26 protein-coding genes are annotated in these 26489 nt (G+C 38.4%); 22 read left to right on the top strand and 4 right to left on the bottom strand.

The window, feature by feature from the left end:
• Positions 1-98 precede the first annotated feature (98 nt).
• On the bottom strand, positions 99-635 hold the full coding sequence (locus ACFX4W_RS26775) for an IseA DL-endopeptidase inhibitor family protein (RefSeq protein WP_014459798.1): 537 nt from the start codon (positions 633-635) through the stop codon (positions 99-101).
• Positions 636-927: 292 nt separating this feature from the next.
• Between ACFX4W_RS26775 and ACFX4W_RS26770 the strand changes: the two genes are divergently transcribed.
• From ACFX4W_RS26770 to ACFX4W_RS26705, 14 genes are all read left to right on the top strand, one after another.
• A complete protein-coding gene (locus ACFX4W_RS26770) occupies positions 928-1050 on the top strand; it encodes a hypothetical protein (protein ID WP_013057357.1) in 123 nt (40 codons plus the stop codon).
• A 299-nt stretch (positions 1051-1349) separates the two neighbouring features.
• Positions 1350-2585 (top strand): Zn-dependent hydrolase, encoded by a 1236-nt coding sequence (locus tag ACFX4W_RS26765; protein ID WP_043982965.1) that lies wholly within the window; start codon positions 1350-1352, stop codon positions 2583-2585.
• A 166-nt stretch (positions 2586-2751) separates the two neighbouring features.
• Complete coding sequence (locus ACFX4W_RS26760; RefSeq protein ID WP_028408271.1) at positions 2752-3390, top strand: response regulator; 639 nt, start codon at positions 2752-2754, stop codon at positions 3388-3390.
• 4 nt (positions 3391-3394) lie between these two features.
• Entirely contained in the window at positions 3395-4516 is a 1122-nt protein-coding gene (locus ACFX4W_RS26755; protein ID WP_237074983.1) for a sensor histidine kinase, read from the top strand.
• Positions 4517-4617: 101 nt separating this feature from the next.
• Positions 4618-5556 carry an ABC transporter ATP-binding protein gene (locus ACFX4W_RS26750; protein WP_043982960.1) on the top strand — a complete coding sequence of 313 codons (939 nt, stop codon included), beginning with the start codon at positions 4618-4620 and terminating at the stop codon, positions 5554-5556.
• A 19-nt stretch (positions 5557-5575) separates the two neighbouring features.
• Positions 5576-6682: an ABC transporter permease gene (locus tag ACFX4W_RS26745; protein ID WP_237074982.1), complete on the top strand. Its 1107-nt coding sequence runs from the start codon at positions 5576-5578 to the stop codon at positions 6680-6682.
• 1 nt (position 6683) lies between these two features.
• Entirely contained in the window at positions 6684-7832 is a 1149-nt protein-coding gene (locus ACFX4W_RS26740; RefSeq protein WP_377560312.1) for an ABC transporter permease, read from the top strand.
• Positions 7833-8077: 245 nt separating this feature from the next.
• The gene (locus ACFX4W_RS26735; protein ID WP_162214363.1) at positions 8078-9268 is read left to right on the top strand and encodes an iron-containing alcohol dehydrogenase; all 1191 of its coding nucleotides are present in this window, start codon (positions 8078-8080) and stop codon (positions 9266-9268) included.
• Between the two features lie 45 nt (positions 9269-9313).
• On the top strand, positions 9314-10747 hold the full coding sequence (locus ACFX4W_RS26730; RefSeq protein ID WP_013083445.1) for a GntP family permease: 1434 nt from the start codon (positions 9314-9316) through the stop codon (positions 10745-10747).
• Between the two features lie 336 nt (positions 10748-11083).
• Positions 11084-11410: an IDEAL domain-containing protein gene (locus ACFX4W_RS26725; RefSeq protein ID WP_013083444.1), complete on the top strand. Its 327-nt coding sequence runs from the start codon at positions 11084-11086 to the stop codon at positions 11408-11410.
• A gap of 120 nt (positions 11411-11530) precedes the next feature.
• Entirely contained in the window at positions 11531-12103 is a 573-nt protein-coding gene (locus ACFX4W_RS26720; protein WP_237074980.1) for a DJ-1/PfpI family protein, read from the top strand.
• Between the two features lie 71 nt (positions 12104-12174).
• Complete coding sequence (locus ACFX4W_RS26715; protein WP_237074979.1) at positions 12175-13287, top strand: CdaR family transcriptional regulator; 1113 nt, start codon at positions 12175-12177, stop codon at positions 13285-13287.
• A 128-nt stretch (positions 13288-13415) separates the two neighbouring features.
• The gene (gene glcD / locus ACFX4W_RS26710; protein WP_043982949.1) at positions 13416-14828 is read left to right on the top strand and encodes a glycolate oxidase subunit GlcD; all 1413 of its coding nucleotides are present in this window, start codon (positions 13416-13418) and stop codon (positions 14826-14828) included.
• Positions 14825-16144 carry a (Fe-S)-binding protein gene (locus ACFX4W_RS26705; protein ID WP_237074978.1) on the top strand — a complete coding sequence of 440 codons (1320 nt, stop codon included), beginning with the start codon at positions 14825-14827 and terminating at the stop codon, positions 16142-16144. Before glcD ends, ACFX4W_RS26705 begins: the two co-directional genes overlap by 4 nt.
• Before the next feature lie 28 nt (positions 16145-16172).
• Here the strand turns inward: ACFX4W_RS26705 and ACFX4W_RS26700 are convergent, their stop codons facing one another.
• Positions 16173-17177, bottom strand: coding sequence for an LLM class flavin-dependent oxidoreductase (locus tag ACFX4W_RS26700; protein WP_028408282.1), 1005 nt, complete (start codon positions 17175-17177; stop codon positions 16173-16175).
• A gap of 234 nt (positions 17178-17411) precedes the next feature.
• Between ACFX4W_RS26700 and ACFX4W_RS26695 the strand changes: the two genes are divergently transcribed.
• The 4 genes from ACFX4W_RS26695 (at position 17412) to ACFX4W_RS26680 (ending at position 20584) form a co-directional block, all read left to right on the top strand.
• Positions 17412-18047, top strand: a complete 636-nt coding sequence (locus tag ACFX4W_RS26695; RefSeq protein WP_237074977.1) for a DUF1796 family putative cysteine peptidase — start codon at positions 17412-17414, stop codon at positions 18045-18047.
• Positions 18048-18135: 88 nt separating this feature from the next.
• Positions 18136-18417: a hypothetical protein gene (locus ACFX4W_RS26690; RefSeq protein WP_013083437.1), complete on the top strand. Its 282-nt coding sequence runs from the start codon at positions 18136-18138 to the stop codon at positions 18415-18417.
• 99 nt (positions 18418-18516) lie between these two features.
• On the top strand, positions 18517-18921 hold the full coding sequence (locus tag ACFX4W_RS26685) for a YkvA family protein (protein ID WP_043982937.1): 405 nt from the start codon (positions 18517-18519) through the stop codon (positions 18919-18921).
• 706 nt (positions 18922-19627) lie between these two features.
• Positions 19628-20584, top strand: a complete 957-nt coding sequence (locus ACFX4W_RS26680) for an AEC family transporter (RefSeq protein WP_025751675.1) — start codon at positions 19628-19630, stop codon at positions 20582-20584.
• 69 nt (positions 20585-20653) lie between these two features.
• On the opposite strand, the gene ACFX4W_RS26675 is transcribed toward ACFX4W_RS26680, so the two are convergent.
• The gene (locus tag ACFX4W_RS26675; protein ID WP_043982936.1) at positions 20654-21523 is read right to left on the bottom strand and encodes a LysR family transcriptional regulator; all 870 of its coding nucleotides are present in this window, start codon (positions 21521-21523) and stop codon (positions 20654-20656) included.
• A 113-nt stretch (positions 21524-21636) separates the two neighbouring features.
• On the opposite strand from ACFX4W_RS26675, the gene ACFX4W_RS26670 reads away from it, so the two are divergent.
• The 4 genes from ACFX4W_RS26670 to ACFX4W_RS26655 are packed head-to-tail and all read left to right on the top strand — an operon-like array spanning position 21637 to position 24375.
• Complete coding sequence (locus tag ACFX4W_RS26670; protein WP_043982935.1) at positions 21637-22218, top strand: non-oxidative hydroxyarylic acid decarboxylases subunit B; 582 nt, start codon at positions 21637-21639, stop codon at positions 22216-22218.
• A gap of 2 nt (positions 22219-22220) precedes the next feature.
• The gene (locus ACFX4W_RS26665; RefSeq protein WP_237074975.1) at positions 22221-23642 is read left to right on the top strand and encodes a non-oxidative hydroxyarylic acid decarboxylases subunit C; all 1422 of its coding nucleotides are present in this window, start codon (positions 22221-22223) and stop codon (positions 23640-23642) included.
• A gap of 16 nt (positions 23643-23658) precedes the next feature.
• Positions 23659-23883 (top strand): non-oxidative hydroxyarylic acid decarboxylases subunit D, encoded by a 225-nt coding sequence (locus ACFX4W_RS26660; protein ID WP_116516046.1) that lies wholly within the window; start codon positions 23659-23661, stop codon positions 23881-23883.
• A gap of 21 nt (positions 23884-23904) precedes the next feature.
• Positions 23905-24375 (top strand): hypothetical protein, encoded by a 471-nt coding sequence (locus ACFX4W_RS26655; RefSeq protein ID WP_028408289.1) that lies wholly within the window; start codon positions 23905-23907, stop codon positions 24373-24375.
• 17 nt (positions 24376-24392) lie between these two features.
• Here ACFX4W_RS26655 and ACFX4W_RS26650 read toward each other — a convergent pair whose 3' ends face one another.
• Positions 24393-26471: a helix-turn-helix domain-containing protein gene (locus tag ACFX4W_RS26650; RefSeq protein WP_280559732.1), complete on the bottom strand. Its 2079-nt coding sequence runs from the start codon at positions 26469-26471 to the stop codon at positions 24393-24395.
• Positions 26472-26489: the final 18 nt, after the last annotated feature.

Genomic DNA, 26489 nt, shown 5'->3' with positions numbered 1-26489 from the left:
AGGGGAGTTGGTGAAAATAAAGTGAAACTTCTTTAATAAAGAGCGGAAGAGAGAGCATAAAAAAACAAGGCCTTAGAAGACCTTGTTTTTTATATTGCTTATAGTACAGCATCAAACTTATTTACTTTCCACTGTGAACCAGATTTATAAAATGTAACGGTGCGTTTTACACTTCCTCCGTCAACTGTTGGAACCGTAAATTGATAAGAGCGAACATCGGCACGTTGATAAGTTAGTTTTGCTTTTGCTTTGTTCCACTCTAGCATGCTGAATCCGTCACCGACAGGACGAGCAAGCTTTCCGTTATATGTGATGTAGCGATAATTTGTTAATCCTTTTTGAATAGCACTGTTTGTAAAAGTTTCAGATAAGTAGCTTACTAGTTTGCTTTTTGTATTAAAATCTTGACAAAGATATGAGTACTGAGTGCCTTTATAATTAAATGTTTTTTGAGTACATAAATTACCTTTAGATCCATGAAGTGCATTCCAGAAATGGTTGCTTGCGTTTGCTGCAATTTTTACCGCATTAGTCGTTGATAGATTTTGTGATGCTGCTTGAGCTGTAACTCCTGTGCTTAGTGAAAAGAAAAGAGCAAGTGATGCTAAGATTATTCCAAATTTTTTCATTTCCATTTCCCTCCTACTCATTCATTGAAATAAATGTAACATTCATGCTGTTAATATTACAATTGTTACATTTATATTACAATACTTCTTTAAAGAAATAAAGAGTATTTCTTATATATGTTTGAATTATTCCCGTATTTTCTTAAATAAAACGTAGAATTAAAAGAAAACATATAAACAGTATGTCAATTATGTGTCACATATTTCGTCGCTTTACAAGTTCGTATATAATAGGAATAAACCGACCAGTATGCTGATGTAGGTAAATAGGTCAGGCACAAAAGGAGAACGTAGACTAATGGGTGTTTCAGAAGTAACATCAGGAATTATTATTACCACTGCTGTAATTGCTATTGTGATTATTACAGTCGGTGTTTTAGCTACAATGATTGCGATTGCGAAGAAAGCAAATAAAAAGTAAGTATGTAGAGGAGAGTTAGTATAATAACTAATTCTCTTTTTTTTGAAAAAAACCTATCGCTATTTTTATAATAAAAATGCATAAATAACGCGTGCATTATTCATAGAAAAAAGCAGGAAATTTACGTTTTGAAGCTAATAGATACATAAGGCAAACTGCGCACTTTCATTATAAAAATAATGGAAGGGGTTCTAACAGACTTCAAGTGATATCGCCTATTTTATGTCATAATGAATGATATTCATTAACACAGCATCTTAGACGCACTTTATAACCAAATAATGAGGAGAGTGGTTGAGTTGCAACGACAAAAAGTAGCAGTGAATGGAGAAAGGTTAAAAAATACGCTTGAACGATTTGCCGATTATGGACGAACACCTAATAACGGTGTAACCCGCTTAGCGCTGTCAGAAGAAGATCGCCTAGCACGAGATTATTTTTGTTCATGCTGCCGTGACCTTGGAATGGATATTAAAATCGATGACCTTGGATGTATTTACGCCACGCTTGAAGGACTAGAAGATAAGCCGCCTGTTGTAATTGGCTCACACATGGACAGCGTAAAAAAAGGCGGAAGGTTTGATGGAATCCTCGGTGTAGTTGCAGGGTTAGAGTTAGTAAGGACGCTGGTTGAACATAATATTAAGCCGAAGGTGCCGATTATGATTGTTAACTTTACGAATGAAGAAGGAGCGCGTTTTGAGCCTTCTATGATGGCTTCAGGTATTTTATCGGGCAAGTTTCAAAAAGACGTTATGATGAAGAAGACAGATGTTGACGGCGTGACGTTTAAGCAAGCCCTTCAATCATGCGGATATGAAGGCGATACGAGTAACCGTCTTACTGAAGCATCGGCATTTGTAGAATTACATATTGAGCAAGGGCCTATTCTAGAACGAGAAGCCAAATCAATCGGTGTAGTCGAGTGCGTGCTCGGAATGGTATGCTATGAAATTGAAGTTACCGGGGAGTCAGATCACGCCGGGACGACGCCGATGGACATGCGGAAAGACGCGCTTTTTGCAACTAATAATTTAATTGCTGAAGCTCGTCATGAGCTCGGCAGATTAGATTCAAATTTAGTCTATACAATGGGTCGTATGAACGTACTGCCTAATATTCATACCGTTATTCCAAATAAAGTTATTTTTTCGCTTGAAGCGAGACATACGGATGAAGATGTCATTGCATCTGTGGAAAAAATTATTCAATCACTGCCTGATCAAGCGGAGCTGTTAGAAGGCTGCGAAGTGCGGGTGACCAAGCTTTGGGGTCGCGATACCGTGTGGTTTGATAAAACGGTTTGCGATGAAGTGGAAGAGTCGGTTCGTTCCCTTGGCTATTCCTACAAGCGAATGGTAAGCGGAGCTGGACATGACGCACAGTTTTTAGCTACCTATATTCCGACGGCTATGATTTTTATACCGAGCGTAAACGGAAAAAGTCATTGTGAGGAAGAGTTCACTCCTTGGGAAGAATGTGAAAAAGGTGTAAACGTACTTTTAGAAACAGTGATTAAGTTAGCTCAGAAGTAATGAGATAAAAGAGTAAACCTGCGGAGGTTTGCTCTTTTTTAGTGCTTAGAAAGACTGTGAACTATCGCATTGAACTTTTGGTTTATTATGGCTACAATAAATGAGAAGCATCCGGATGGATGTGAAAAAAGGATGTGAAAAAAGTGAGGTCTTCTCACTTACAGAAATGAAAATTACTATTATTATTGCAGATGATAATTCATTTATTCGAGAAGGAATGAAAATTATATTAAATACATACGAGGAATTCGACGTTGTTGCTACTTTAAAAGATGGTCAGGAAGCCGTTCAATATTGCAAGAATCATTCCGTTGATATTGCATTGTTAGATGTAAGAATGCCTGTTATGGACGGTGTAGAGGCTACAAAGCTTATTTCAGAGTCAACCAAAGCAAAGCCGCTTATTTTAACTACGTTTGATGACGATGAATATATTATTGATGCCGTAAAAAACGGAGCTAAAGGCTACTTGTTAAAAAATACAGAGCCAGAGCGCATTCGAGACGCAATCAAAAGCGTGTTTAACGGACATACGGTTCTTCAAGATGTTGTGCTTGATAAAATCAAATCGAGTTTAAACGCTGCAACTGAGCGCGAGTCAAAAGCGGATATGACACAGTTTACAGAGCGTGAAACGAGCATTATGACGCTGATTGCCAAGGGGCTTTCAAATAAAGAAATTTCTAAAACACTTTTTATTTCAGAAGGTACCGTAGCAAACTATATTAGTTCGATTTTAAGTAAGACGGGACTTGAGCACCGTACTCAAATTGCTATTTACTATTTAACCGGTAAAGGGAAGTAGGGCTATGGAAGTCGGATTAATGATGACTAAGCTCATCCTTATACTGTTTTTGGCTATTACGTACATTCAGTTTAATTATGTACACTCGATTTCAGCTATTGTGTTAGCACTGCTTCTTTACAGCTGTGTTAACATTGCAGCGTCCATTGTGAAAAAGAGCGTGTTCAAGCGTATGTTTATTGTTAGTTCAATTGTCCTTATTCTATATTGTGCGTATAAACTTCATCCTTTGTTTTTTCTTCTTTTGCCGCTAAACTTTTGTGAGCTTATTGGAGAATCAGTCGTGAAAAAATGGATGGTGCTGCTGATTGTTTTGCTTCCAATGCTGCTTGTTCCCTCTGACATTAGCGCGCTGTATGTGTTAGTCGCTGCGCTTACTTTCTTTATTTATACAGGAGCAGCTCGCTATCAAAAGAGGACAATCAATTATGAACAAAAGCTTGATGAAATGAGAGTAAGTATGCAAAAGCTGCAAAAGCATGTGAATGAAAATAAAGAGTATGTGAGACAGTCTCAATATGCTTCAAAATTAGAAGAGCGAAATCGATTATCGCAGGAAATTCACGATAAGATTGGTCATTCAATGACAGGAGCGCTTATTCAAATGGAGGCAGCAAAGCATGTAATGAAGCAAGATGAAGAAAAAGCGCTGTCTCTTCTTCAAAATGCAATTACAATTTCGAAAGAAGGCATTGAAGAAATCAGGTTAACGTTAAAAAGTATAAAGCCTCCCGCTGAGCAAATAGGAATCAGCAGGCTTAAATTATTTATTGGTGAATTTGAGGCTAAACATAGTATCGCAATGCCTCTTGTATACAAAGGTAATTTGGATCTTATCACCCCTCTTCAGTGGAAAATTATCCATGAAAATATAACGGAAGCTATTACGAATGCCTTAAAATATGCAGAAGCAACGATGATTGCCATTGAGCTTCATGTACTAAATAAAATGGTTAAAGTAGAAGTCAAAGACAATGGAAAAGGGGCTCACTTGTTTCAAAAAGGCCTTGGCATTGCAGGAATGGAAGAGCGAGCTGCTTCCATTAACGGAACGGTGATCGTTGACGGGGCAAACGGGTTTTCTGTTACCACGCTGCTGCCGATAGGTGAGAAACTTCATACATAAATAATGAGATTTCTCATGGAGAAAAGGTGAACTTATGCACTGACGTAAGTTTGCCTTTTTTTCATAAAATAAGGATATACCAACACACTAGAGGTGAAATGATGAACGTATTATCAATTCAAAAATTAACAAAGAAATTTGGAGATTTTATTGCGGTAGATAATTTGTCTTTACAAGTAGAAGAAGGAGATATATTCGGCTTTTTAGGAACAAACGGAGCAGGAAAAAGCACAACGATTCATATGGTAGCTAGTCTGCTTCAAAGCAACAGCGGCGATATTGAAGTACTTGGGAAAAATATAAAGAAACACCGAAATTTCGCAAAGATGAACATTGGAATTGTTCCGCAGGACTTAGCGATTTATGAAGATTTGACAGCCTATGAAAATGTGAAGTTTTTTGCAGGGCTCTACGGATTAAGAGGGTCACTTCTTAACGAACGAGTCGAAGAAGCTTTAGCGTTTGTAGGGCTTTTAGATAAACAAAAGGCGTATCCGAAAAGCTTTTCAGGAGGAATGAAAAGAAGGTTAAATATCGCATGCGCAATTGCTCATCGCCCGAAGCTTATCATTATGGATGAACCGACGGTTGGCATTGATCCTCAGTCGCGAAATTATATTTTAACATCTGTAAAAAAGCTAAATGAAATGGGAAGCACAATCATTTATACCAGTCACTATATGGAAGAAGTAGAAGAGGTATGTACAAAAATTGCGATTATTGATCATGGCAAGATTATTGCTGAAGGAACAAAAGAGCAGCTGAAAGCTATTATCACTGATACAAAAGATATTTGGATTGAAGTAAAAGAAGCGGACGATATAGATTGCAGCGGTCTAAAAGAAATTCCAGGCGTAACAGCCGTTACGTATGAAGATGGAATCATTAAAATTAATTCAAGCGCCGAAGTGAATAACTTGAACAAAGTCATTCATTATTTAATGACGCATCATATCGAAATTAAAGCAGTCAAGGAGCAAGCACCAAATTTAGAGACGGTCTTTCTGACGCTCACAGGACGCAGTTTAAGAGATTTATAAAAGAAAGGAGGAATAACGAATGAATATTATTGCAATTGCTTTGAAAGAAATGAAAAGTGATCTGCGGGATAAGCGTGCATTTATCTTTATGATTCTTTTTCCGCTAGCTCTTGTCCTTATTTTAGGAACAGCTTTGTCCCAAGCCTTTAATAATGACATGACGATAGACGACAGTTACGTTCTCTATAAAATCGACACAAGTAATGAAGAATCTGCTGCTTTTAAGCAGTTTGCTGCCCATGCAGAAAAATCGGGCATTCATTTTAAAGCGCTGAAAAAAAATCAGGATGGAAAAAAAGAAGTAAAAGAACAGCGCTATACAGCTTATGTAGAAATGAAAGACGGAGACATTCATCTCTACGGAAATGAAGAAAACAGCATTGAATTCAACATGGTCCAAGGTATGTTAAGCACTTTTGTGGATAAGTACAATGTGGCTATGGAAGTGGCTAAAGTAAACCCTCAGCAAGTGGATAATCTGCTCCGTGCGTCTAAGCATGACTATATTCAAGAAACATCTCTTCATTCTCAAAAACAGCCAAATTCAATAGACTACTACGCCATTTCAATGACAACTATGATTGTTTTGTACGGATCTATCTCAGCGAGTTATTTAATTAGAGGAGAGCGTATGCGAAATACAGTTAGTCGATTAGTAGCCGCGCCGGTTAAAACCGCTGAAATTTTTGTCGGGAAAATTTTAGGTACTGTTTTGGTTCACTCCATTTGTGTGTTAGTCGTCATTATGTCGACTAAATATTTTTTTGATGCCAACTGGGGAGATCATTTACTCTTAGTACTCGTAATGTTAGTATCTCAGATTCTTTTTGCCATTAGCTTTGGGTTAGGAGTGAGCTACCTTACGAAGACGGAAGCGGCGTCAAGAGCAATTATTATGGTTGTTATTCAAGTGTCGTGTATTGTGGGAGGAACCTATTTTCAAAATGGATCTGGAGAGGGATTCGTCAATGTATCACCTTTAACCTGGATGAATAATGGACTTATTAAATTGATTTATACAAATGATATCGGCGCTTCTCTTTCAGTTATCGGGTTGAACGTAGGCTTCTCTATTTTATTCCTGGGCATAGCAATTGTGCTTTTGAGAAAAAGAGAGGGGTTATAACATGAAAAATATCATGTGGCTTGTCACAAATATGCTAAGAAATATGCTGCTTAGAAACAAAAGGACGCTTGTGCTTGTTATTGGTTTGCCTATTGCAGGGGTTTTAATGTCCGTTCTTATTTATGGAAATGCAGGAGGGACTTCGGTGAATATCGGAGTTGTCAATCACGACTCAACGGATATTACAAAAGATACCGTTCAGTTTTTAAAAGGGCTGCATAAAACAAATGTTAAAATACTCACTGACAAAGAAGTGGATCATGAGATTACGTCAAAGAAAGTTGATGCGGTTATTACCTTTGAAAAAGGGTTTTCTGACAGCGTCAAAGCGAACAAACCAGATCATATTACAATCACTTCAATAAAAGGAGCAGGAGTAACGAGCTTTATTAAGTCTTATTTGTATCAATATATTGACAATATTTCTTCGCTGAATCAAGCTGCTGAAGGCGACGATGCGGCGTTTAAACAAATGTATGAGAATTATCAAAAAGCGCCATTCCACGTCTCGACGCATGCCCTTAAAGACAAAGGAACCGATCAAAACATTGTCAAGCAGACAATTGGATATTTAATCATGTTTATGCTTTTTTCTGCGGTGAATTTATCGGCTCTTATCACAAAAGAAAAAGAGCAGCGAACGTATTTTAGACTGTTAGCTTCGCCAGTTAGCGCAAGGCAATACGTGATATCCAATGTTATTACAAATATGATTTTATTAACTCTGCAAGTAATGATTACACTTGTTTGTATTACGACTCTTTTTCACGTAGATATGAACATTCCCGTATGGCAGCTGTTTTTCATTTTAGTTTTGTTTGGTCTAGTAGCCATCGGCTTGTCTCTTGTAATTATCGCTTTTACAGAAAGTTCAAAAGCAGCGAATGGTCTTCAGACGCTTATCATCACGCCAACTTGTTTACTGTCCGGCTGCTTTTTCCCGCCTGAATTTATGCCGGATGTGATGCAGAAAATAGCCGACTTTCTTCCTCAAACGTGGGTATTAAGTACGTTAAAAAGTGTTCAACAAGGAGCTGATTTAAGCAGCCTATGGTTAAATATCAGCATTTTACTAGCTTTTGCACTTGTTTTTTTCCTGCTGTCTATTTATAAATTAAATCGAAATAATACTGTTCAAAAGTTTATTTAAATGGTAAAGTCAGAGAATACCTCTGGCTTTTTTTGTAATTTTTAAAAAGTTACAAAAAAAGATTGAAAAATATAAGATGAAATTTTAGAATGAAAGAGGAAAGGGGTATACAAAAAGAGAATAAATAGGGGAGAAAAACGAAGTTCATGTTGGTTTTTTGCACAAATAAATGAAATCGCTTACATAAGTCAGCATGAAAGTACGGAAGGAGAGATTGTCAGCGAGATAACAAAGGGGGAAAAACAGTGGGAATTTATGAACTACTTGTACCACGCACGGTTTTATATGGAGAAGGATCATTTTCTAAAATTGGAGAACAGGCTGCACTGCTTGGGACAAAGGCATTGCTTATAAGTGATGACGTTATGGTGAAAGCAGGCAATGTAGAAACTTGCCGTCGTTACTTAGCAGAGGCTGGCATGGACTGTGCCGTGTATACAGGCGTAAATTCAGAGCCGACAGATATTCATCTAGATGAAGCGCTTGTTATATGTAAAACGGAGCAGTGCGATGTGGTTATTGCCTTAGGGGGAGGCAGCTGTATCGATACTGGAAAAGCGGTTGCCATTATGATGACAAATGAAGGGCATCTACGAACGTATTTTCAAAATCAACAAGAGTTTCAAGATAGTCCTCTTCCTTTGGTTGCCGTGCCTACGACTGCTGGAACAGGCTCAGAAGTGACGAAAGCGACGGTTATTACAGACACGGCGTATGATGTAAAAATGATGCTCGCAAGGCCTCAATTATTGCCTGATACAGCCATTGTTGATCCGTTATTAACGCTATCATGTCCGAAACACGTAACGGCAGCTACAGGAATTGATGCACTCAGTCATGCAGTGGAAGCGTATTTGTCTAAAAAAGCACATCCTTTTACAGATTCACTTGCGCTTCAAGCAATTGAGTTAATCATGAAAAATATCCGTCTTGTGTATAGAAATGGAGAAAATGTTCAAGCAAGAAACGAAATGGCCTATGCATCTATGCTGGCAGGAATGGCATTTTCAAATTCATCTGTTGCTCTAGTACACGGTATGTCAAGACCTATTGGCGCGTTATTCCATGTGCCGCACGGTATTTCTAATGCGATGCTCCTGCCTGCGGTTTTGGACTATACAAAAGAGGCTTCAATCGATCGTTTAGGTGAAATAGGACAAGCTCTTTTTCCGAACGTATCATATACAAAAAAAGAGGGAGCAGATGTGTTAATTGAAGCCATCAAGCAGCTTTGTATCGACTTAGAGATTCCTAATCTTCAATCGTGGGGCATTGATCGCCAGCTATTTTACGCGGCGGTTGAGAAAATGGCAGCGGATGCGATTCAAAGCGGAAGTCCTGCTAACCATCCGGTTGTACCGACGGCAGAAGAAATTATCCAGCTGTATTACACGTGCTATGAATATGAGTTTGAGTCTGCACTTTATAAAAAATAAGATAAATTCAAAACAAATTGAATGAGGGATGAAAGGGGAAACGTTATGGATTTGCTGATTATTTTGCTGTCTCTGGGGCTTTTAATGCTGGTTGCTTACCGCGGATTTTCAGTTATTTTGTTTGCTCCATTGTGTGCGCTGCTAGCTGTTATTTTGACGGAACCAAGCTATGCACTCCCGTTTTTCTCAAACGTTTTTATGGAGAAAATGGTTGGGTTTATTAAAAACTACTTCCCTGTCTTTCTATTAGGAGCAGTCTTCGGGAAAATGGTAGAAATGTCTGGAGTCGCTGAATCGATTGCGAAAACAATTGTTAAAGTAGTAGGGGCTAAACGCGCCATCTTGGCTATTGTTTTAATGGGAGCAATCTTAACTTACAGCGGGGTAAGTTTATTCGTTGTTGCGTTTGCAGTTTATCCGTTTGCGGCTAACTTATTCCGCGAAGCGAATATTCCAAAACGATTAGTACCGGGAACGATTGCATTAGGAGCTATTTCGTTCACCATGGATGCACTTCCGGGTACACCGCAAATTCAAAACGTTATTCCAACGACTTTTTTTAAAACAGACATCTATGCTGCTCCGACACTGGGGATTATCGGATCGGTGATTGTCTTTAGCTTAGGTCTTTGGTATTTAGAAAGCCGAAGCAAAAAAGCAAGAAAAGCTGGAGAAGGCTACTATGGGTTTAATAATGAACTAGCGGCTGCTGCAGAGCTAGAAAAAGAGTCTGTACCTTCTACAGAACCTAAATATGAACCTAGCGTAGCAAGACAGATTCTTGCATTTGTTCCGCTCGTGCTTGTAGGGGTGGCAAATAAATTTTTTACTGTTTCTATTCCAAAGTGGTACCCAGACGGTTTTGATTTTGCCAAAATTGGTCTTGAAGCGTTCGGAAAAGTAGATTTAACCGCAGTTGTTGGTATTTGGTCAGTGGAATTGGCACTTGTTATTGGAATTATCACAACGATTGCGTATGACTGGAAGAGAGTGACCACCGGTTTCCAAGCTGGTCTTAACGCAAGTATTGGCGGAGCGCTTCTCGCTGCGATGAACACGGGAGCTGAGTATGGCTTTGGAGGCGTCATTTCATCTCTTCCTGGCTTTGCAACCGTTCGTGATGGTATTTCACATACCTTTACAAATCCGCTTGTCAATGGAGCCGTTACGACAAACATTTTAGCCGGTATTACAGGCTCTGCTTCTGGAGGTATGGGAATTGCGCTTAGTGCGATGGGAGATAAGTATGTAGAAGCTATTAATCAGTACAACATTCCTCCTGAAGTTATGCACAGAGTTGTAGCGATGGCATCAGGCGGTATGGATACGCTTCCTCATAACGGAGCTGTTATTACCCTACTTGCTATTACCGGGTTAACCCACAAGCAGTCTTACCGAGATATTTTTGCCATCACTGTTATAAAAACGCTTGCATGTTTCTTAATTATTGGAATCTACAGCTTAACTGGACTCGTCTAACAAATAAAGAGGCTGAGTTTAGTTAAAGAAAAATCCGAACGATGAATCGTTCGGATTTTTTTATTGTTGTGGTGAACATAGATTTCATGTATATAGGTGCTTTTAGCGGTTGATTGGAGCGGAGCCTTGCACGGAAATCAGCAGCGGTTTCACAAGGAATCTTTATCTCCTTTGTTTGTCTATAGGTTGCAGTGATTTAGTTGTATATCAAGCTTTTGGCTCTAAAACAGATTCTTTGACTTTCTAAACTGTAAGTATTATGATTACACTACTTTCTGCAGTACTATATGCCGTTACATTAATTCTTAGCATGTTTATGAAGAAAGGAGAATGACTGTGAAGCTATTTGAAGGAAATTTAAAAGTAGGCGATTGGGTCAAAGGAAAGTCTCGCGACGGTGAACTTATATACGGATATATTAAAACGATTAATCCATCTAAAAAAGCAGCACTAATCAACGTTGTAAAAAGTGATGATGAAAAAATGGTCGGCACAACCATTGGCATGATGGATGAAAAAATAGAGAAGCTGCCCCTTCAAAAAACAGCGCACGAAGAGCAGATTCTTTCATTGATTGATCTTGCGCTGCTAACGAAAGACAAGGCTTGGTTTAGTGAATTAACAGCTGAATTAAAAAGATTACAAGATAAAAAGCAAGGCTGACATTCCTGATAAGGAATGAAGGCCCTGCTTTTTTTATTATTCATAGGGGAAAAGCAGGAATGGAAAGCCGCTTGCGAGAAGAAGTAAGTGACAATATTAAGAAAGAAAAGGTGATAAAAGATGAGTAAACGTGTCTTGATTTTAACAGGAGATGCCGTGGAGGCTTTAGAAGTTTTTTATCCGTATTATCGCTGTTTAGAAGAAGATATTCAGTGTACCATTGCTTCTCCCGTGAAAAAGAAGCTTCAAACGGTTGTTCATGATTTCCTTCCAGAAATGGAAACATTCACTGAGAAAACGGGATATAAAATTGATTCTCACGCTTCTGTTGATGAAGTGGATCCTGCCGATTATGATGGTCTTATTATTCCTGGAGGACGGGCGCCTGAATACATTCGAATGAACACAAAAGTTCAGGAAATTGCTGCGCATTTTTTAAAAGAAAATAAACCTTTAGGCGTTATTTGTCATGGTCAGCTCGTGTTAACGACGGTTAGAAAGTATCTGCAGGACAGAGAAGTGACAGCGTATCCTGCTTGCCGACCGGAAGTAGAAGCGGCGGGTGCTGTATTTGTGGAACAGACGCTTCATGTAGACAGAAACCTAGTAACCGGACAAGCATGGCCGGATTTACCTAAATTTATGAAAGAGTTTTTTAACGTGCTAAAAAAAGCTGAAAAAGTGAACGCATAATAAAAAGAGCGGGCTGAGAGAAAACCATTCTTTCAGCTCTTTTAATTGATGATAGGTGAGGTGTAAACAACGTGCAGCTAGTGTCTGAACTGTCGAAGAAAATTATAAAAGAAGTACAGCTTGTGATGAAAGAACATGTAATTGTAACGGATACACGCGGAATTATTATTGCGTCTACAGAAGAAAAGCGGGTTGGTTTTTTTCATGAAGGCGCGTGGAACGTGATGCAAAAAAAGAAAAAACTATATATCTCCAAAAAAGAAGCAGCAGATTTAAAAGGAGTTAAGCCAGGAATTAATTTGCCTATCAGTTATCAAGGAGACATTATTGGCGTTATTGGCATTACAGGCACTCCAGAAGCTGTTGAGCCTTTTGCAGACATTATTCGAAGATTAACAGAGCTAATTATTCGCGAGGCATATTACATAGAAACAAAGGAATGGGAAAATAAAGGAGTAGAAGCTTTTTTTCGTGAATGGATTTATAGCCAGCAGGTAGATGCAGAATTTATTGAACGAGGCCATATTTTAGGAGTACAAGTAGAAAGCTCTTATTGCTGCACGCTGTTTCAAATTGATTCATCTCTTTCGAAAAAGAAGCAGCAGCAGGTACAAGAAATGATTCGCTACTGGTTTGAAAGTCATAAAGCTGAAGGAGATTATATCGCAAATTGGGGATACGATCGCTTGCTTTTACTTAAAGAGGCTGTAGGTGAAAAGGCAAGGCAAGGATTTAAAGAAGAATTAATAAAATGTCAGCAGTATATTCAAGCAAACAACCAAGTTATGATCGCTATTGGTATAGGAAAGCCAGCGGAGGAATTTAATTTGCATGCTTCATATGAAGAAGCGAAAAAAGCGCTTAAAGTGGCTTCAAAACGTCAAACCGTTGTTTTCTATGAGGAGCTGCTGATGGACATGATGTTAGAAGACGTTTCTGAACCTGTAAAAAAGGAATTCTTGAGTCGAGTGCTTTCTTCCATTCAAAAAGAAAAAGAGCTTCTCGAAACGCTGAAATGCTATTTAGCCAACGATCAATCGTTGAAAAAAACGGCGTTTGATTTACATATTCATATTAATACGCTTCATTACCGCTTGAAGCAAATGAAAGAACTAACAGACATTGATCCAAAAAGCGTAAAGGGTATCACGCTTTTTTACCTTGCGCTGTCTCTATTAGAGTAAGTGCGCCCTTCATTAGATAAACATACAAAAAATGAGTTTTTAAAGCGCTTTTTTTTAGTTTTTTATCCATAGTCCCTCGTGGCTTCTGCAACTATAATAAGATTAAGAGATATATAAGGAGGAACGTTATGCTTAATGAACGAACAAAAGCAAAGCTCATTGAAGTTGTAGGATCAGCCAATTTTCAAGATAGCAGTGAAGCAAGACTCGTGTACTCTTATGACGCAACACCTAACTTTCAGTCGCTTCCTGATGCGGTTATTATGCCTGAAAACAAAGATCAAGTGAAAAGAATTTTAACGATATGCAACGAAGATCATGTTCCTATTGTGCCAAGAGGTTCAGGTACAAATTTAAGCGCAGGAACGTGTCCAACGCAAGGCGGAATTGTTCTTACATTTAACCGAATGAATAACATTTTGGAAATTGATGAAGAAAATTTAACCGCTACCGTGCAGCCGGGTGTTATCACGTTAGACTTAATTAACGCCGTAGAGGCAAAAGGTTTATTTTATCCTCCTGATCCAAGCTCTATGAAAATATCAACCATCGGAGGGAACATCAATGAGTGCTCAGGAGGATTACGAGGCTTAAAATACGGCGTAACAAAAGATTACGTTCTTGGTCTTGAAGTAGTTCTTGCAAACGGAGACTGCATTAAGACAGGAGGCAAGCTGGCTAAAGATGTAGCTGGCTACGATTTAACGAACTTGTTTGTCGGTTCTGAAGGAACGCTTGGCGTCGTGACAGAAGCCATTTTAAAGCTCATTCCAATACCTGAAACAAAACAAACTCTGCTCGCGCTGTTTGAAGACATGGACGCAGCTGCTAAGACGGTTTCAGCAATTATCGCCAATAAGATTATTCCAGCCACGCTTGAATTTTTAGATCAGCCGACGTGCGAAGTAGTAGAAGATTTTGCGCAAGTTGGTCTACCAACAGATGTAAACGCTGTCTTATTGATTGAACAAGACGGTCCCCCGGAAGTGGTGAGTCGGGATATTGAAATGATCTCACGCATCTGCAGCGAAGGAAATGCTGTATCTGTAAAAGTAGCGGCTTCGCAAGCAGAAGCAGAAGCGTTAAGTACAGCAAGAAGATCAGCTCTTTCCGCTTTAGCACGGATGAAGCCAACGACGATTTTAGAAGACGCAACCGTCCCGCGGTCTAAAATTAGCGAAATGGTCAAAGCGATTAATGAAATTGCCGTAACATATAACGTTAAGATCTGTACGTTTGGTCATGCAGGAGACGGAAATCTGCATCCGACTTGTTTAACAGATGCGCGCGACAAAGAAGAGCTTCACCGCGTCGAACAAGCTTTTGAAGCGATTTTTCATAAAGCCATTGAGCTTGGAGGAACGATTACAGGTGAACACGGAGTGGGAGAAATGAAAGCACCGTATTTGGCATTGAAGATGGGCGGAGAAGGAGTAGCTGCGATGAAAGCAATTAAGTATGCTTTGGACCCGCAAGGAATTATGAATCCAGGGAAAATTTTTGCTAAAGACACGAGAAAAAGAGTGGTGGTTCGTTCATGACGGCAACAAAAGACATTCAGCAAGCATTCAAAGAACGGTTAGATTATGACGAGTTAATGAATTGTATGAGATGCGGTTTTTGTTTGCCAAGCTGTCCGACGTATGGACAAACGAATCAATATGAAGCAGCGTCACCGCGCGGAAGAATTGCTTTGATGAAAGGAGTTGTAGACGGACTTATTGAACCTGATGAATCTGTTGAAAAGCAATTGAATCTTTGTCTTGGCTGCCGAGCGTGTGAGCCTGTTTGTCCTTCGGGTGTGAAGTACGGACACTTATTAGAAGAAGCGCGTGATATTATTCAGCAGAAAAAAAGGCATAAATGGCCGGTAAAAGCACTCAGGCATATGGTGTTTGAACAGCTTTTCCCGCATAAAGAACGATTAAAAAATGTACATTCTCTGCTTGCTTTCTATCAAAGAAGCGGCTTGCAAAAAGCTGTTCAAAAAACAAACATACTAAACGTCCTTCCTGGTAATCTAGCACAAATGGAAAAAACGCTTCCGCTTGTGCCAACCAAAAAAGAAATGAAGAAACGGCCGTTTTTATTTGAAGCAGAAGGAACAAGAGAGCGTACGGTTGCTTTTTTTACAGGGTGTTTAATGGATACGATGTTTATGGAAACAAACAACGCGACGATTGCACTTTTACAAAAAGCGGGGTGTAAGGTCGTTATACCAGAAGTGCAGACGTGCTGCGGCGCACTGCATGCGCATGGAGGAGAAAAAGATCAGGCAAAGAAGTTAGCGAAGCAAAATATCATGGCGTTTGAATCCATTCAAGCGGATGATATTGTTCTTAATGCAGGAGGCTGCGGTGCGCTGTTGGTAGAATACGATCATTTATTAAAAGAGGAACCGGAATGGAAAGAAAGAGCAGAGGCCTTTTCTGCAAAAGTGAAAGATTTTTCAGAGATTCTAGGGCAGCAACAGTTTGTGGAAAAACAAAAGTTATCGCTGCCAAGTCAAATTATTACGTATCAAGACTCGTGTCATTTAAGAAACGTGATGAAAACGTCCAGCGCACCGAGAAAACTGATCCAAGCGATTAACGGAACGGTGTTTAATGAAATGGAAAATGCGGATCATTGCTGTGGCTCAGCTGGTATTTATAATCTAACGGAACAAGAGATGTCTATGCAAATTTTAGATTATAAAATGGAAAAAGTGAAAGAAGCCCATGCACATACGATTGTAACAGCAAACCCGGGCTGTCTCATTCAAATGAAGCTAGGGGTAGTCAGAGAAGGAGTAGAAGAAAGTGTAAGGGCCGTTCATCTTGCAGATTTACTTCTTGAAGCAGTAGAAAGCAAATAAAAAGGCCGGACGCGTCCGGCCTTTTTTATTATTTGAACAGCTGAGAAACAATTTCGTACGAACGAAGGCGAGCTTTGTGATCGTAAATTTGAGCGTTAATCATCAGTTCATCTGCTTCTGTTTCTTCAATAAACTGTTCCAGCTTGACTTTAATCGTCTCAGGACTTCCGACAATAGAAGAGCCCAGCTGCTGTTGAAGAGAAGCTTTTTCAAAGTCAGTCCATAGTTCATCCATATTATCCACAGGAGCTTTTAGTTTACCCGGTGTGTTTCGAATTAAATTTAGAAACTGCTGCTGCATAGAAGTAGCCAAACGTTCAGCTTCTTTATCTGTATCAGCAGCGATTACGTTTACACCTAACATTGCATATGGTTTGTCTAACACGTCGGACGGCTTAAAATAACGGCGATACATGTTAAGAGCTGTCATTGTATTATTAGGCGAAAAGTGACTTGCAAATGAAAATGGCAAGCCTAGCTGTGCAGAAAGCTGTGCGCTAAAACCGCTTGAGCCAAGCAGCCAAATCGGAATATTTAAACCTTGACCGGGAACAGCTTTAACGCGCATCTGACTTTCTGAAGCCGGTTTAAAGTATTCTTGCAGTTCAGCCAGCTGTTCTGGGAAGTCACTGCCGTCGCTTCTGCGGTCGCGTCGCAGAGCTTGTGCTGTCAGCTGATCTGTCCCTGGGGCTCTTCCTAAGCCTAAATCAATACGTCCTGGAAATAGTGATTCAAGCGTGCCAAAATGCTCAGCAATAACAAGCGGAGAATGGTTAGGAAGCATAATACCTCCAGAGCCTACGCGAATGCGTGACGTGCCTGCAGCTACATGACCAATTACAACGGATGTAGCGGAGCTTGCGATACCTGTCATATTATGATGTTCAGCTAGCCAGTAGCGGTTATACCCCCATTTTTCAGCGTGCTGAGCTAAATCTAATGTATTTCTAAGTGAGTCAGATACAGTTCCTCCTTCAACTACAGGAGAAAGATCCAATACGGAAATCGGAATATCTTTTAATGCTTTACTCATCAATTTCATCTTCTTTCTTTAAAGACTTCATAGGCCTTGTTATTTCAATGGAATACAAGTATTTTAACAATAATCTTTCGAGTTCCAAAATATTTTGCTTCGGTTATTTCCCTTTACGTTATTGTTCTTTATTTACACAAGCTTTTGAGAAACAAAAAGCTTGTACGGTATAAGGCAGAAGCCGCCTCTTTCTATAAAAAGCTGTCATATTTTATAGTAGAAGGGAGGATGAATATGGTTACTTTAAATGAACTAAAAAGCAAGCAGTACGATATGATATACAGTTTAGGCTATAACTGTTTTCCAGGGATATACATGAAAAAATATTCTTTGCGAAAACAAGCCGGCGTGATTGATTGGTGTATTAGCATTTCTCTTTCTCACGTCAATCAGCTGTTGAAAAATCGCTGTAAAGACTTATTTGTATATGAACACTTAACCTATATCAGTTCTTTCGGAGATGGTTCCACGCTTAGACTGCGTGATAAGGTGTATCAAATTGATTCTGCTCATGATTTTCCGTCGTCTATTAATACGGATACTAACTGGTTTTCATATAATGAAGTCAAAGAAAAATATGAACGGAGAACGGAGCGATTTTTAACGTCGATGGAGACCAGTTCTTGTATATTGTTTATTCGCATGGGCGGAACGTATGAAGAAGCGAAAGAATTAGAGCATATTTTAAAGGGAATGGTCAAAAACGATTTCTATATACTGCTGCTGACAAACAGTGAAAAAAAACTTTTGTCAGAAGCTAACTGGGACTTGTCTTATACATGTGTCTTACATGCACCTATTTTTTCAATGGACGTGCTGCGCGATGATACAGTATGGGAAGAGCTCTTAAGCGGGCTTGTTATAAAATAAAAGAAACTCTTTTTGTTTAATACGGGAATGAAAAAGCTCGTTTTTTTCATAGACTTTGTTATATCTGTGTATCAAAGGAGATGAAAAGATGGAGTCCAATGTGCGGAAGGCAATAAAAGAAATTGTATGGCTGCTGCTAGAACAAGACCAGCGCTGGAATGAGTATCTAGTACAGCTGGAGGATTTGAAAATACAAGTGGATTTGAATAGTTCCGCATATGAAGTTCTGAGAAAGATGACAGGGAATTACGAAGTGCTGCTTGAACATATGGATCTCATTCAGCAGTTTGAAAATCATTCTAAAAGTGAAACAGCGCTGAATGACTTAGTTACCATCGTTATGAAGCATTACTCATTAAAAAATTCATAAGCCTGCTTTGTGCAGGTTTATGGAGTTTAAGCTCTCAATGGAATTCGGTAGAGATAATCGTTTATAATAAGTACATATGGTGATGAAAGGGTGATCGATATGGAAGAAAAACAAGAAATTGTACCCGTTCGTACAGAGGAAACAGCCAAATATTATTCGGAAGAAAAATTTTGGGACAAGCTTAAAAAGTTTGGTAAAAAAGCGGGAGCAAACGTTGTTTATGCCGTATTGCTTTTATACTACACGCTACAAAAACCTGATATTCCCCCAAAAGCAAAAGCAGTCATTATAGGAGCGTTAGGTTATTTTATTCTTCCTTTAGATTTAATTCCGGACTTTGCAGCAGGAGTTGGATTTACAGATGATTTAGGAGCTCTCGGGCTTGCATTGATTCAAGTTGCCATGTACATTGATGAAGGTGTTAAACTGAAAGCAAAAGAAAAAATTAAAGCGTGGTTTTCAGAAGAACACAATTTTTCCATTATTGATGCTAAAATAAAGTAACGTTATGATCGAAATGTAATTATTAAATAAAGTGAGCAAAAGAAGGTGATAGATGAATCATCTTCTTTTTAAGCGATAATATATAGGTCTTTATAACTATTTTAATCCGTTTTATGTAAAAAAAACAGGATTAAAATATTTTTTTCATTAAAATTTTAAGCAATGTAATTGAATAATTGCCCTACAAATGTTAAGTTAAAACATGTTCATAAATTCGTCACAGAAAGCAGTATACAAATAAGTAAGATTGTTTGTAAAAACTTTGTGAAATTATGGAACTTTTTAACTGAGAGTTTCAAACTCTTAGAGATTCTTCCTCATCAATCAGAAGTCGCTTTCTTTCGTTCCAAGATTAAGCATCTTTCATTTGAAGGTGTTTTTTTTCAGCCTAAGTAAGCCAACAACATGATTGTATGACAAGTTTTTGCTAAGGTTGTAGAGTTACTGTATTGTATGACAAGTTTTGTGTGATTTGATTTAACTAAATGAACAGCTTCGAAGTAAATAAATGATTGCAGAAAAACAAAGTCCATGCGTTTTCATGAACCATTATACGTTACTTCATATTTGTAGAGATGTTTAGCAAAAAGGGAGATGAATGGCCTGACGTAAACAATATCCATAGACAAGCCTTAGAAGATAATTATCTTTCTAAGAAAGCAAATTTATATGATTGATTCTAATCTAAACAATGGAGTGTTCAAAAATGGAAATTAGTCAAATCTTTATTATTTTAACCCCAATCTTTTTCGTTATTTTGCTAGGTTATTTAGCAGGGTACTTTAAAAAGTTTGATGCAACAACATCTAAAGGGTTAAATACGCTTGTAACAAAATTTGCGTTACCTGCACATCTATTCGTTGGTATTACAACAACATCAAAACAAACGCTTATTGAAAAATGGCCGTTTTTACTAGCATTAGTTCTTGGTATTATTGGATTTTATGTTCTTTTCTTACTTGTGGCAAAATATGTATTCAAATACTCACTAACAGGCGCGTCTATGTTCTCTTTAAACTCTACGCAGCCAACGTTTGCGTTTATGGGTATTCCCGTATTAGGTAGCTTGTTTGGCGCGGATGTAGTAGCAATTCCAATCGCCATTACTGGTATCGTAGTAAATGCGATGCTTGATCCTTTAGCAACTATTATTGGTACGGTTGGACAACGCGAAAGAAGTGAAGGGGATTCAGAAGAAAGCTTATTTAAAGTAACCATTAAATCAATCTTACACGGTCTTTCTGAGCCGTTAGCTTGTGTTCCGTTAATCGCAGTAGTATTAGTATTATGTGGATTCCAATCTCCAGATTTATTATCAAGCAGTTTAAATCAAATTGGCTCAATTACATCAGGTGCGGCTCTATTCGCAGTTGGGGTAACAATTGGTATTCGTAAAATTCAATTTAGCCCATCGGCATTTGGTATTGCAATTTTGAAAGTGGCTATTCAGCCGCTTGTAATGTTAGGAATTGCAACAGCAATGGGTCTATCATCAGCTGATATCGTAAAATTAGTATTATTAGTAGCGTTCCCAGGTTCAGCTGTAGCAGCGATGATTTCAGTTCGCTTTGACAGCCTAGCTGGTGAAACAGCTTCAGCATTCGTACTTAGTGCCATTATGTCACTTGTTACATTACCATTGTTAATTTCTTGGTTAATGTAATCACATGCATGGATATAGAACAAAAAAGGCTTTGCTATTTTAGCAAAGTCTTTTTTTGTGTATCTATACTTAAAAAAGCTTTAAAAATTCTTGAGCGATTTTGGGAAGATAACTGTCGGTACGCCACGTAACTAAAGGCTCAATTACAAATGGATTATCTTCTATGTTTAAAATTTTAATACGTTCTAGTGAAAAAGAGGAAAGCATTGAATAAGGAACAATGGCAGCACCAAGGCCACGACATACTAAATTAAGAAGCATCGCTGAGTCATGGCATTCGCATAAAATATTAGGTGTTATATCCATCTTTTTAAATTCCTTCACAATGCGATTATATATGCTTATTTCCCGGTTTGAGCGAAGAAGAATAAGAGGGAGAGAAGCAATTTCGACGACTGAAATCTTTTCTGTTGCATAACCACTTTCTTTAGGAACAGCTACAACAAAAACATCTGGTGCAAGTGTTTTTGTTTTGACATGTTTATAAGGTAAGTCAGTAGTAGTGACTGCTACATCGATTTTTCCTTCTGTTAATAATTCATTTAAGTGAGCTGGTTCGTTTTCATAGATGTTAAAGGTGCTGTTTGGGTACTGTTTTTGAATAATAGTTAGCTTATCGAGAACCGTTGATGCACAGTAGATTGTGCATCCAATTTCAAGTTTTTCATTTGTTACGTTTTTACATTCCTGTACTTCCAATACTGATTTTTCGACCCTTTGCACAATTTCTTTCGCTCGTTTTAAAAAAAGCTCTCCTTCTACCGTTAACAATAAGCGCTTGTTATTATTTCGTTCAAAAAGCAAAAGCCCTAGCTCATTTTCGAGCTGTTTTAGCTGCCTGCTTAAAGGAGGCTGAGCCATATGCAGGCGCTTTGCTGCTTTGGTCACATTTAATTCTTCAGCTATGACAATAAAATAATGCAGCTGTCTTAATTCCACTGTATTCAACTCCATACTTTAAAGGTATTATTATATATTTTATCAATATTTTAATTGTATGGAAAATGAGTGTAAAGTTAAATGTGTAACCAAAGCAGAGAGGAGGAAGAGAAATGAAAATAGCTGTAGGAATCACAGGAGCCACGGGAGCTATTCTAGGTATTCGAATTTTAGAGCTTTTGAAGAAGTCTTCTGTTGAAACGCATTTAGTCATGTCGACTTGGGCTCATGCCACAATTAAGTTAGAAACACCGTATAGCGTTCAGCAAGTAGAAGCACTAGCAGATTATTGTTATTCATATCAAGACCAAGCAGCGAAAATTTCGAGCGGTTCTTTTCGTATAGATGGAATGATTGTTAGTCCTTGCAGTATGAAAACATTAGCATCTATTCGAATGGGACTAGCAGATAACTTAATAGCGAGAACGGCAGATGTGATGTTAAAAGAAAGAAAGCCACTAGTGCTACTTCCTCGAGAAACGCCTTTGAATACGATTCATTTAGAAAACATGCTGGATCTTTCAAAAATGGGTGCTATCCTTGTGCCTCCTATGCCGGCATTTTATAACAAACCTGAGACGATTGATGATCTTGTCACCCATATTGCTGTTCGAACGTTAGATCAATTAGGGATTGAGTGTCCTGAGGCAAAAAGATGGAATGGAATTAAACATTTATCACAAGGAGGAAAATAAACATGGCTTATAAAGACTTTAGAGATTTCCTTAATACGCTACATAAAGAAGGGCAGCTACTGAAGATTACAGATGAAGTGCAGCCTGATCCAGATTTAGGTTCAGCAGGTCAAGCCATCAGTAATTTAGGAGACCAAACGCCGGGATTATTATTTACCAATATTTATGGGTACAACAACGCAAAGGTAGCCCTAAACGTAATGGGTTCCTGGTCAAATCACGCGTTAATGATGGGAATGCCTAAATCAACTCCTGTAAAAGAACAGTTCTTTGAGTTTGCTCGGAGATATGAAAAATTTCCTGTCAAAGTAAAAAGAGAAGAAACGGCGCCATTTCATGAGTGTGAAATTAAAGATGATATTAACTTATTCGACCTTTTGCCGTTGTTTCGCTTGAATCAAGGAGACGGAGGCTACTATCTAGATAAAGCGTGCGTTATTTCTCGTGATCAGCATGATAAGGAGAACTTTGGCAAGCAAAACGTAGGTATATATCGTATGCAGGTCAAAGGGAAAGACCGTCTAGGCATTCAACCTGTGCCACAGCATGATATTGCCATTCACTTGAAACAAGCCGAAGAAAAAGGTGAAAACCTCCCTGTATCAATTGCTTTAGGATGTGAACCTGCGATTGTCACAGCAGCCGCTACGCCGCTTCATTACGATCAATCAGAGTATGAAATGGCAGGAGCTATTCAAGGTGAGCCATACAGAATTGTGAAGTCTCAGCTTTCTGATTTAGATGTACCTTGGGGAGCAGAAGTGATTTTAGAGGGAGAAATTTTAGCTGGTGAACGTGAATATGAAGGTCCTTTTGGCGAATTTACAGGTCATTACTCCGGCGGCAGAAGCATGCCTGTTATCAAAATCAATCGTGTATACCATCGCAAAGATCCTATTTTTGAAAGTTTATATATCGGTATGCCTTGGACAGAAACAGATTATTTAATTGGAATTAATACAAGCGTTCCTTTATATCAGCAGCTAAAAGAAGCATATCCTGAAGAGATTGAAGCTGTGAATGCGATGTATACTCATGGTCTCGTTGCTATCATTTCAACGAAAAGCCGATACGGAGGATTTGCTAAGGCGGTTGGTATGAGGGCATTGACTACGCCGCATGGATTAGGATATTGCAAGCTAGTTATTTTAGTAGACGAAGATGTGGATCCGTTTAATTTACCGCAAGTCATGTGGGCGCTATCGACAAAAATGCACCCAAAACACGATGTTATAACAGTGCCTAATCTTTCAGTTCTGCCACTTGATCCAGGGTCTGAGCCGGCTGGTATTACAGATAAAATGATTTTGGATGCTACAACACCGGTTGCACCGGAAACAAGAGGCCACTATTCTCAGCCTTTAGATACACCACTTGAAACTGAGAAATGGGAAAAAATCTTAACGAATATGATGCAAAAATAAACAAGGAGGAATCGACATGCATACTTGTCCAAGATGTGAAGCCAAACAAGCGAACTTAGTATCTAAATCACCAGTTGAAGGAGCCTGGGAAATTTACTTATGCAGCGTGTGTTTGTTTACCTGGCGTTCTTCTGAACCTGAGACCATCACCAATCCTGAAAAATACCCTCGACCATTTAAAGTCAATCCAAAAGACGTACCGCTGGCAACGCACGTGCCTCCTGTGCCCCCCCGATCTTAATCAGCAAAGGTGGTAAGTAAAATGAATAAAGCAGAGCTGCCAAGAGCCGTGCGGGTATTTTTAAATGGAAAAGATCTAGAAAGGAAGCAGCATGATGCGATGTTGCTATCTACAGTGACATCCGAGGGTTTTCCTCATGTAGCCATGATTAGCGCAGGAGAGCTGGTAGCTATTAGCTCTTCACGCGTCAAGCTATTAGTATGGAAAGATACAACATCTTCAACAAACATGATACAGAATCATAAGGCAACCGTTACATTAGTTGTTGAAGGAAAAGCTTATTACATTAAATTTTCCCTAAAAAAAGAAGCTCCTGTGTCATCAGGCTATGAGCTATTTACGGGAGAAGTAGCCGCTGTTAAAGAAGATTACGCAAAATATGCAGTTTTAACATCAGGAATTCAATTTCAGCTTCATGATTCCAAAGAGGTACTGAGCCGCTGGAAACAGTCAATTGAGGCTGTTCTTTCTACCGAAAAAACCGATTCTTAAAAATAAGAATCGGTTTTTTAGCTGTAGTGAAATTTTTTTAAATAGCATGCTAGCTGAACTTTTAATAGGTGTTCACTGTTTGTAAATGATATGTTCATTTTTTCTTCAATTTTTTTCAACCGCTGATAGAGTGTATTAACATGAATATGAAGCTGCTTAGCTGTAAGTGAAGCAGAGCGGTTATTATCGAAATACGCTTCTAGCGTTTGCTCTAAAGGTTCGTCGTTTAAATGATTGTTCTTAAGAGGGAGAAATACTTCATCAATAAAGGTTTTGACTTCTTCTTTTGATTGATTAATAAATAGCCGGTTAATTCCTATTTCCTCATACAACATGCATCCATCTTGCTGCTGAGACAGAAGGTAAGAGATAGCTTTTTCAGCTTCACTATAACTTTTTCCTATTTGAGTAAAATGAGAATACCGACTTCCAATCCCTGTTTTTACATGACATTCATTGTAGTAACGCCATTTTGAGAGTAAATCCTCTAATTGATTGATAATAGCATGATGTTTTTCATAAGGATCAAGCGTAAATACAATGGTTACTTTGGTGTCGAATCCGTATACGACCGGTGCTTTTGAGCTGAAAACAGATTTGGTGTCAGATACAAGGCGATGTAGGTGTAAGTTTAAGAGCTGCAGGTCCGCTTGTGAACGAATGGTAATGAGAGCGACTAGAATATGCTTTTTTGTATCAATGTTTAGCTCAGCTGCTTTTTGATACAGCAAAGTGGTGTCATAACACGATAAGTATTCACTAAATAATTCATGTGTTCGCTTGTAAAATAAATCAACTAACGTTTGTTTTTTCAGCATTTCTAATGCAATAACAGAGCTGCTTTGTTCGAGTGCCACTTGATCTAGAGAGGAAAGATTTCCTTGATTTGCCTGCATAATAAGTAACCCTAAGAGCGTGTCAATGCCGTGTATGGGGTGAATATAAACACTGTGTGCTTCATTGTGTGCCTCAATAGTATAAAAACAAGGCTTTGTATGTGAAAGAAAATGTGTGTGAAATTCAGCTGTTTTTGTGTCTATATCAAAGAATTTCAAGAAGCCATAGGTCTTATTATCAACAAAATCTACAATGGTGACAGGGGATGTAAGCATTCGGCGCAATTCGGTAAGTATTGGTTCAATTCCTTTACTTTGAAGTGAAACATTCATGAAGGTGCGATGAATTTGATCCCGGCGTATTAAAAGTTCATTTTGTTTTTTTACATCTTCAAAAAGCGCTGAGTTTAAGAGAGCAATCGATACTTGATCGGAAAAGCTTTCTAACAATTCTTTATCCTCTTCATTTAAAAGGGGGGTTGTACCATTTTGATAAATAATGAGTACGCATACCGTCTGTTCTTCCATACAAATGGGGACAGAAATAATAGATTGAATGTTTGTAAACGTATAGGACTGATTAAGATAATGAATATTATCGTCAGTCATAGTAGAAGAATCGCGTAATATATCTTTTAAGTTCGTATACATATAGCTTTTATTATGCTGAAATGTCTTTCCGATAATTCCTTCGCCAACTTTCATTTTCATGTTTTGAATTTCATTGTTTGGCCCTCCGGACCAGGCGCGAGGCAAAAGAAATTGAGTGGAAGAATCAAACATCCACAGCACGCCCATATCCGCAACAGAAATAACTGAAAGAGCATTTTCAAGAATTCTTGTTAATAGATAATCTGAGTCTTGTAAAAGTGAAATTTCCTTAATGCTTTTCATAAGCACGTTTAAAATGTGCTCATGCCGCTCCAGCTTTTTTTGCAGCACATAAGGAGAAAAGGTAGCCGATAGCTGTTTTATTTGTGAGGGTGTCCAGTCATGCTTAGCAAATATGCGAACAACAAACGCATAGCGATTTGGAAAGGACAAGTAAATTTCCTCGAACTCTTCATATGCCATATGCTTTTGAAAGGAATCACTGCCGTTATGTAGGCTAGTGGGAGGAGGGTAAGTCAGGGATGAACATGAAGAACTGGAAAAAATCACGTTAAAATTTGCAGAATCAATACTTGTCCAAATTTGATAAGGACTATTTTTGATAATAGATGTAAGATAACCTTTCATATTAGCTAATAAATCACTCATGTTAACAACCCCTTATAG

The sequence above is a fragment of the Priestia sp. YIM B13489 genome, from assembly GCF_042787645.1.
Lineage (GTDB): Bacteria > Bacillota > Bacilli > Bacillales > Bacillaceae_H > Priestia > Priestia megaterium.
The sequence above is the reverse complement of the archived record's forward strand: the minus strand, read 5'-3'. Positions and strand labels throughout refer to the sequence as shown.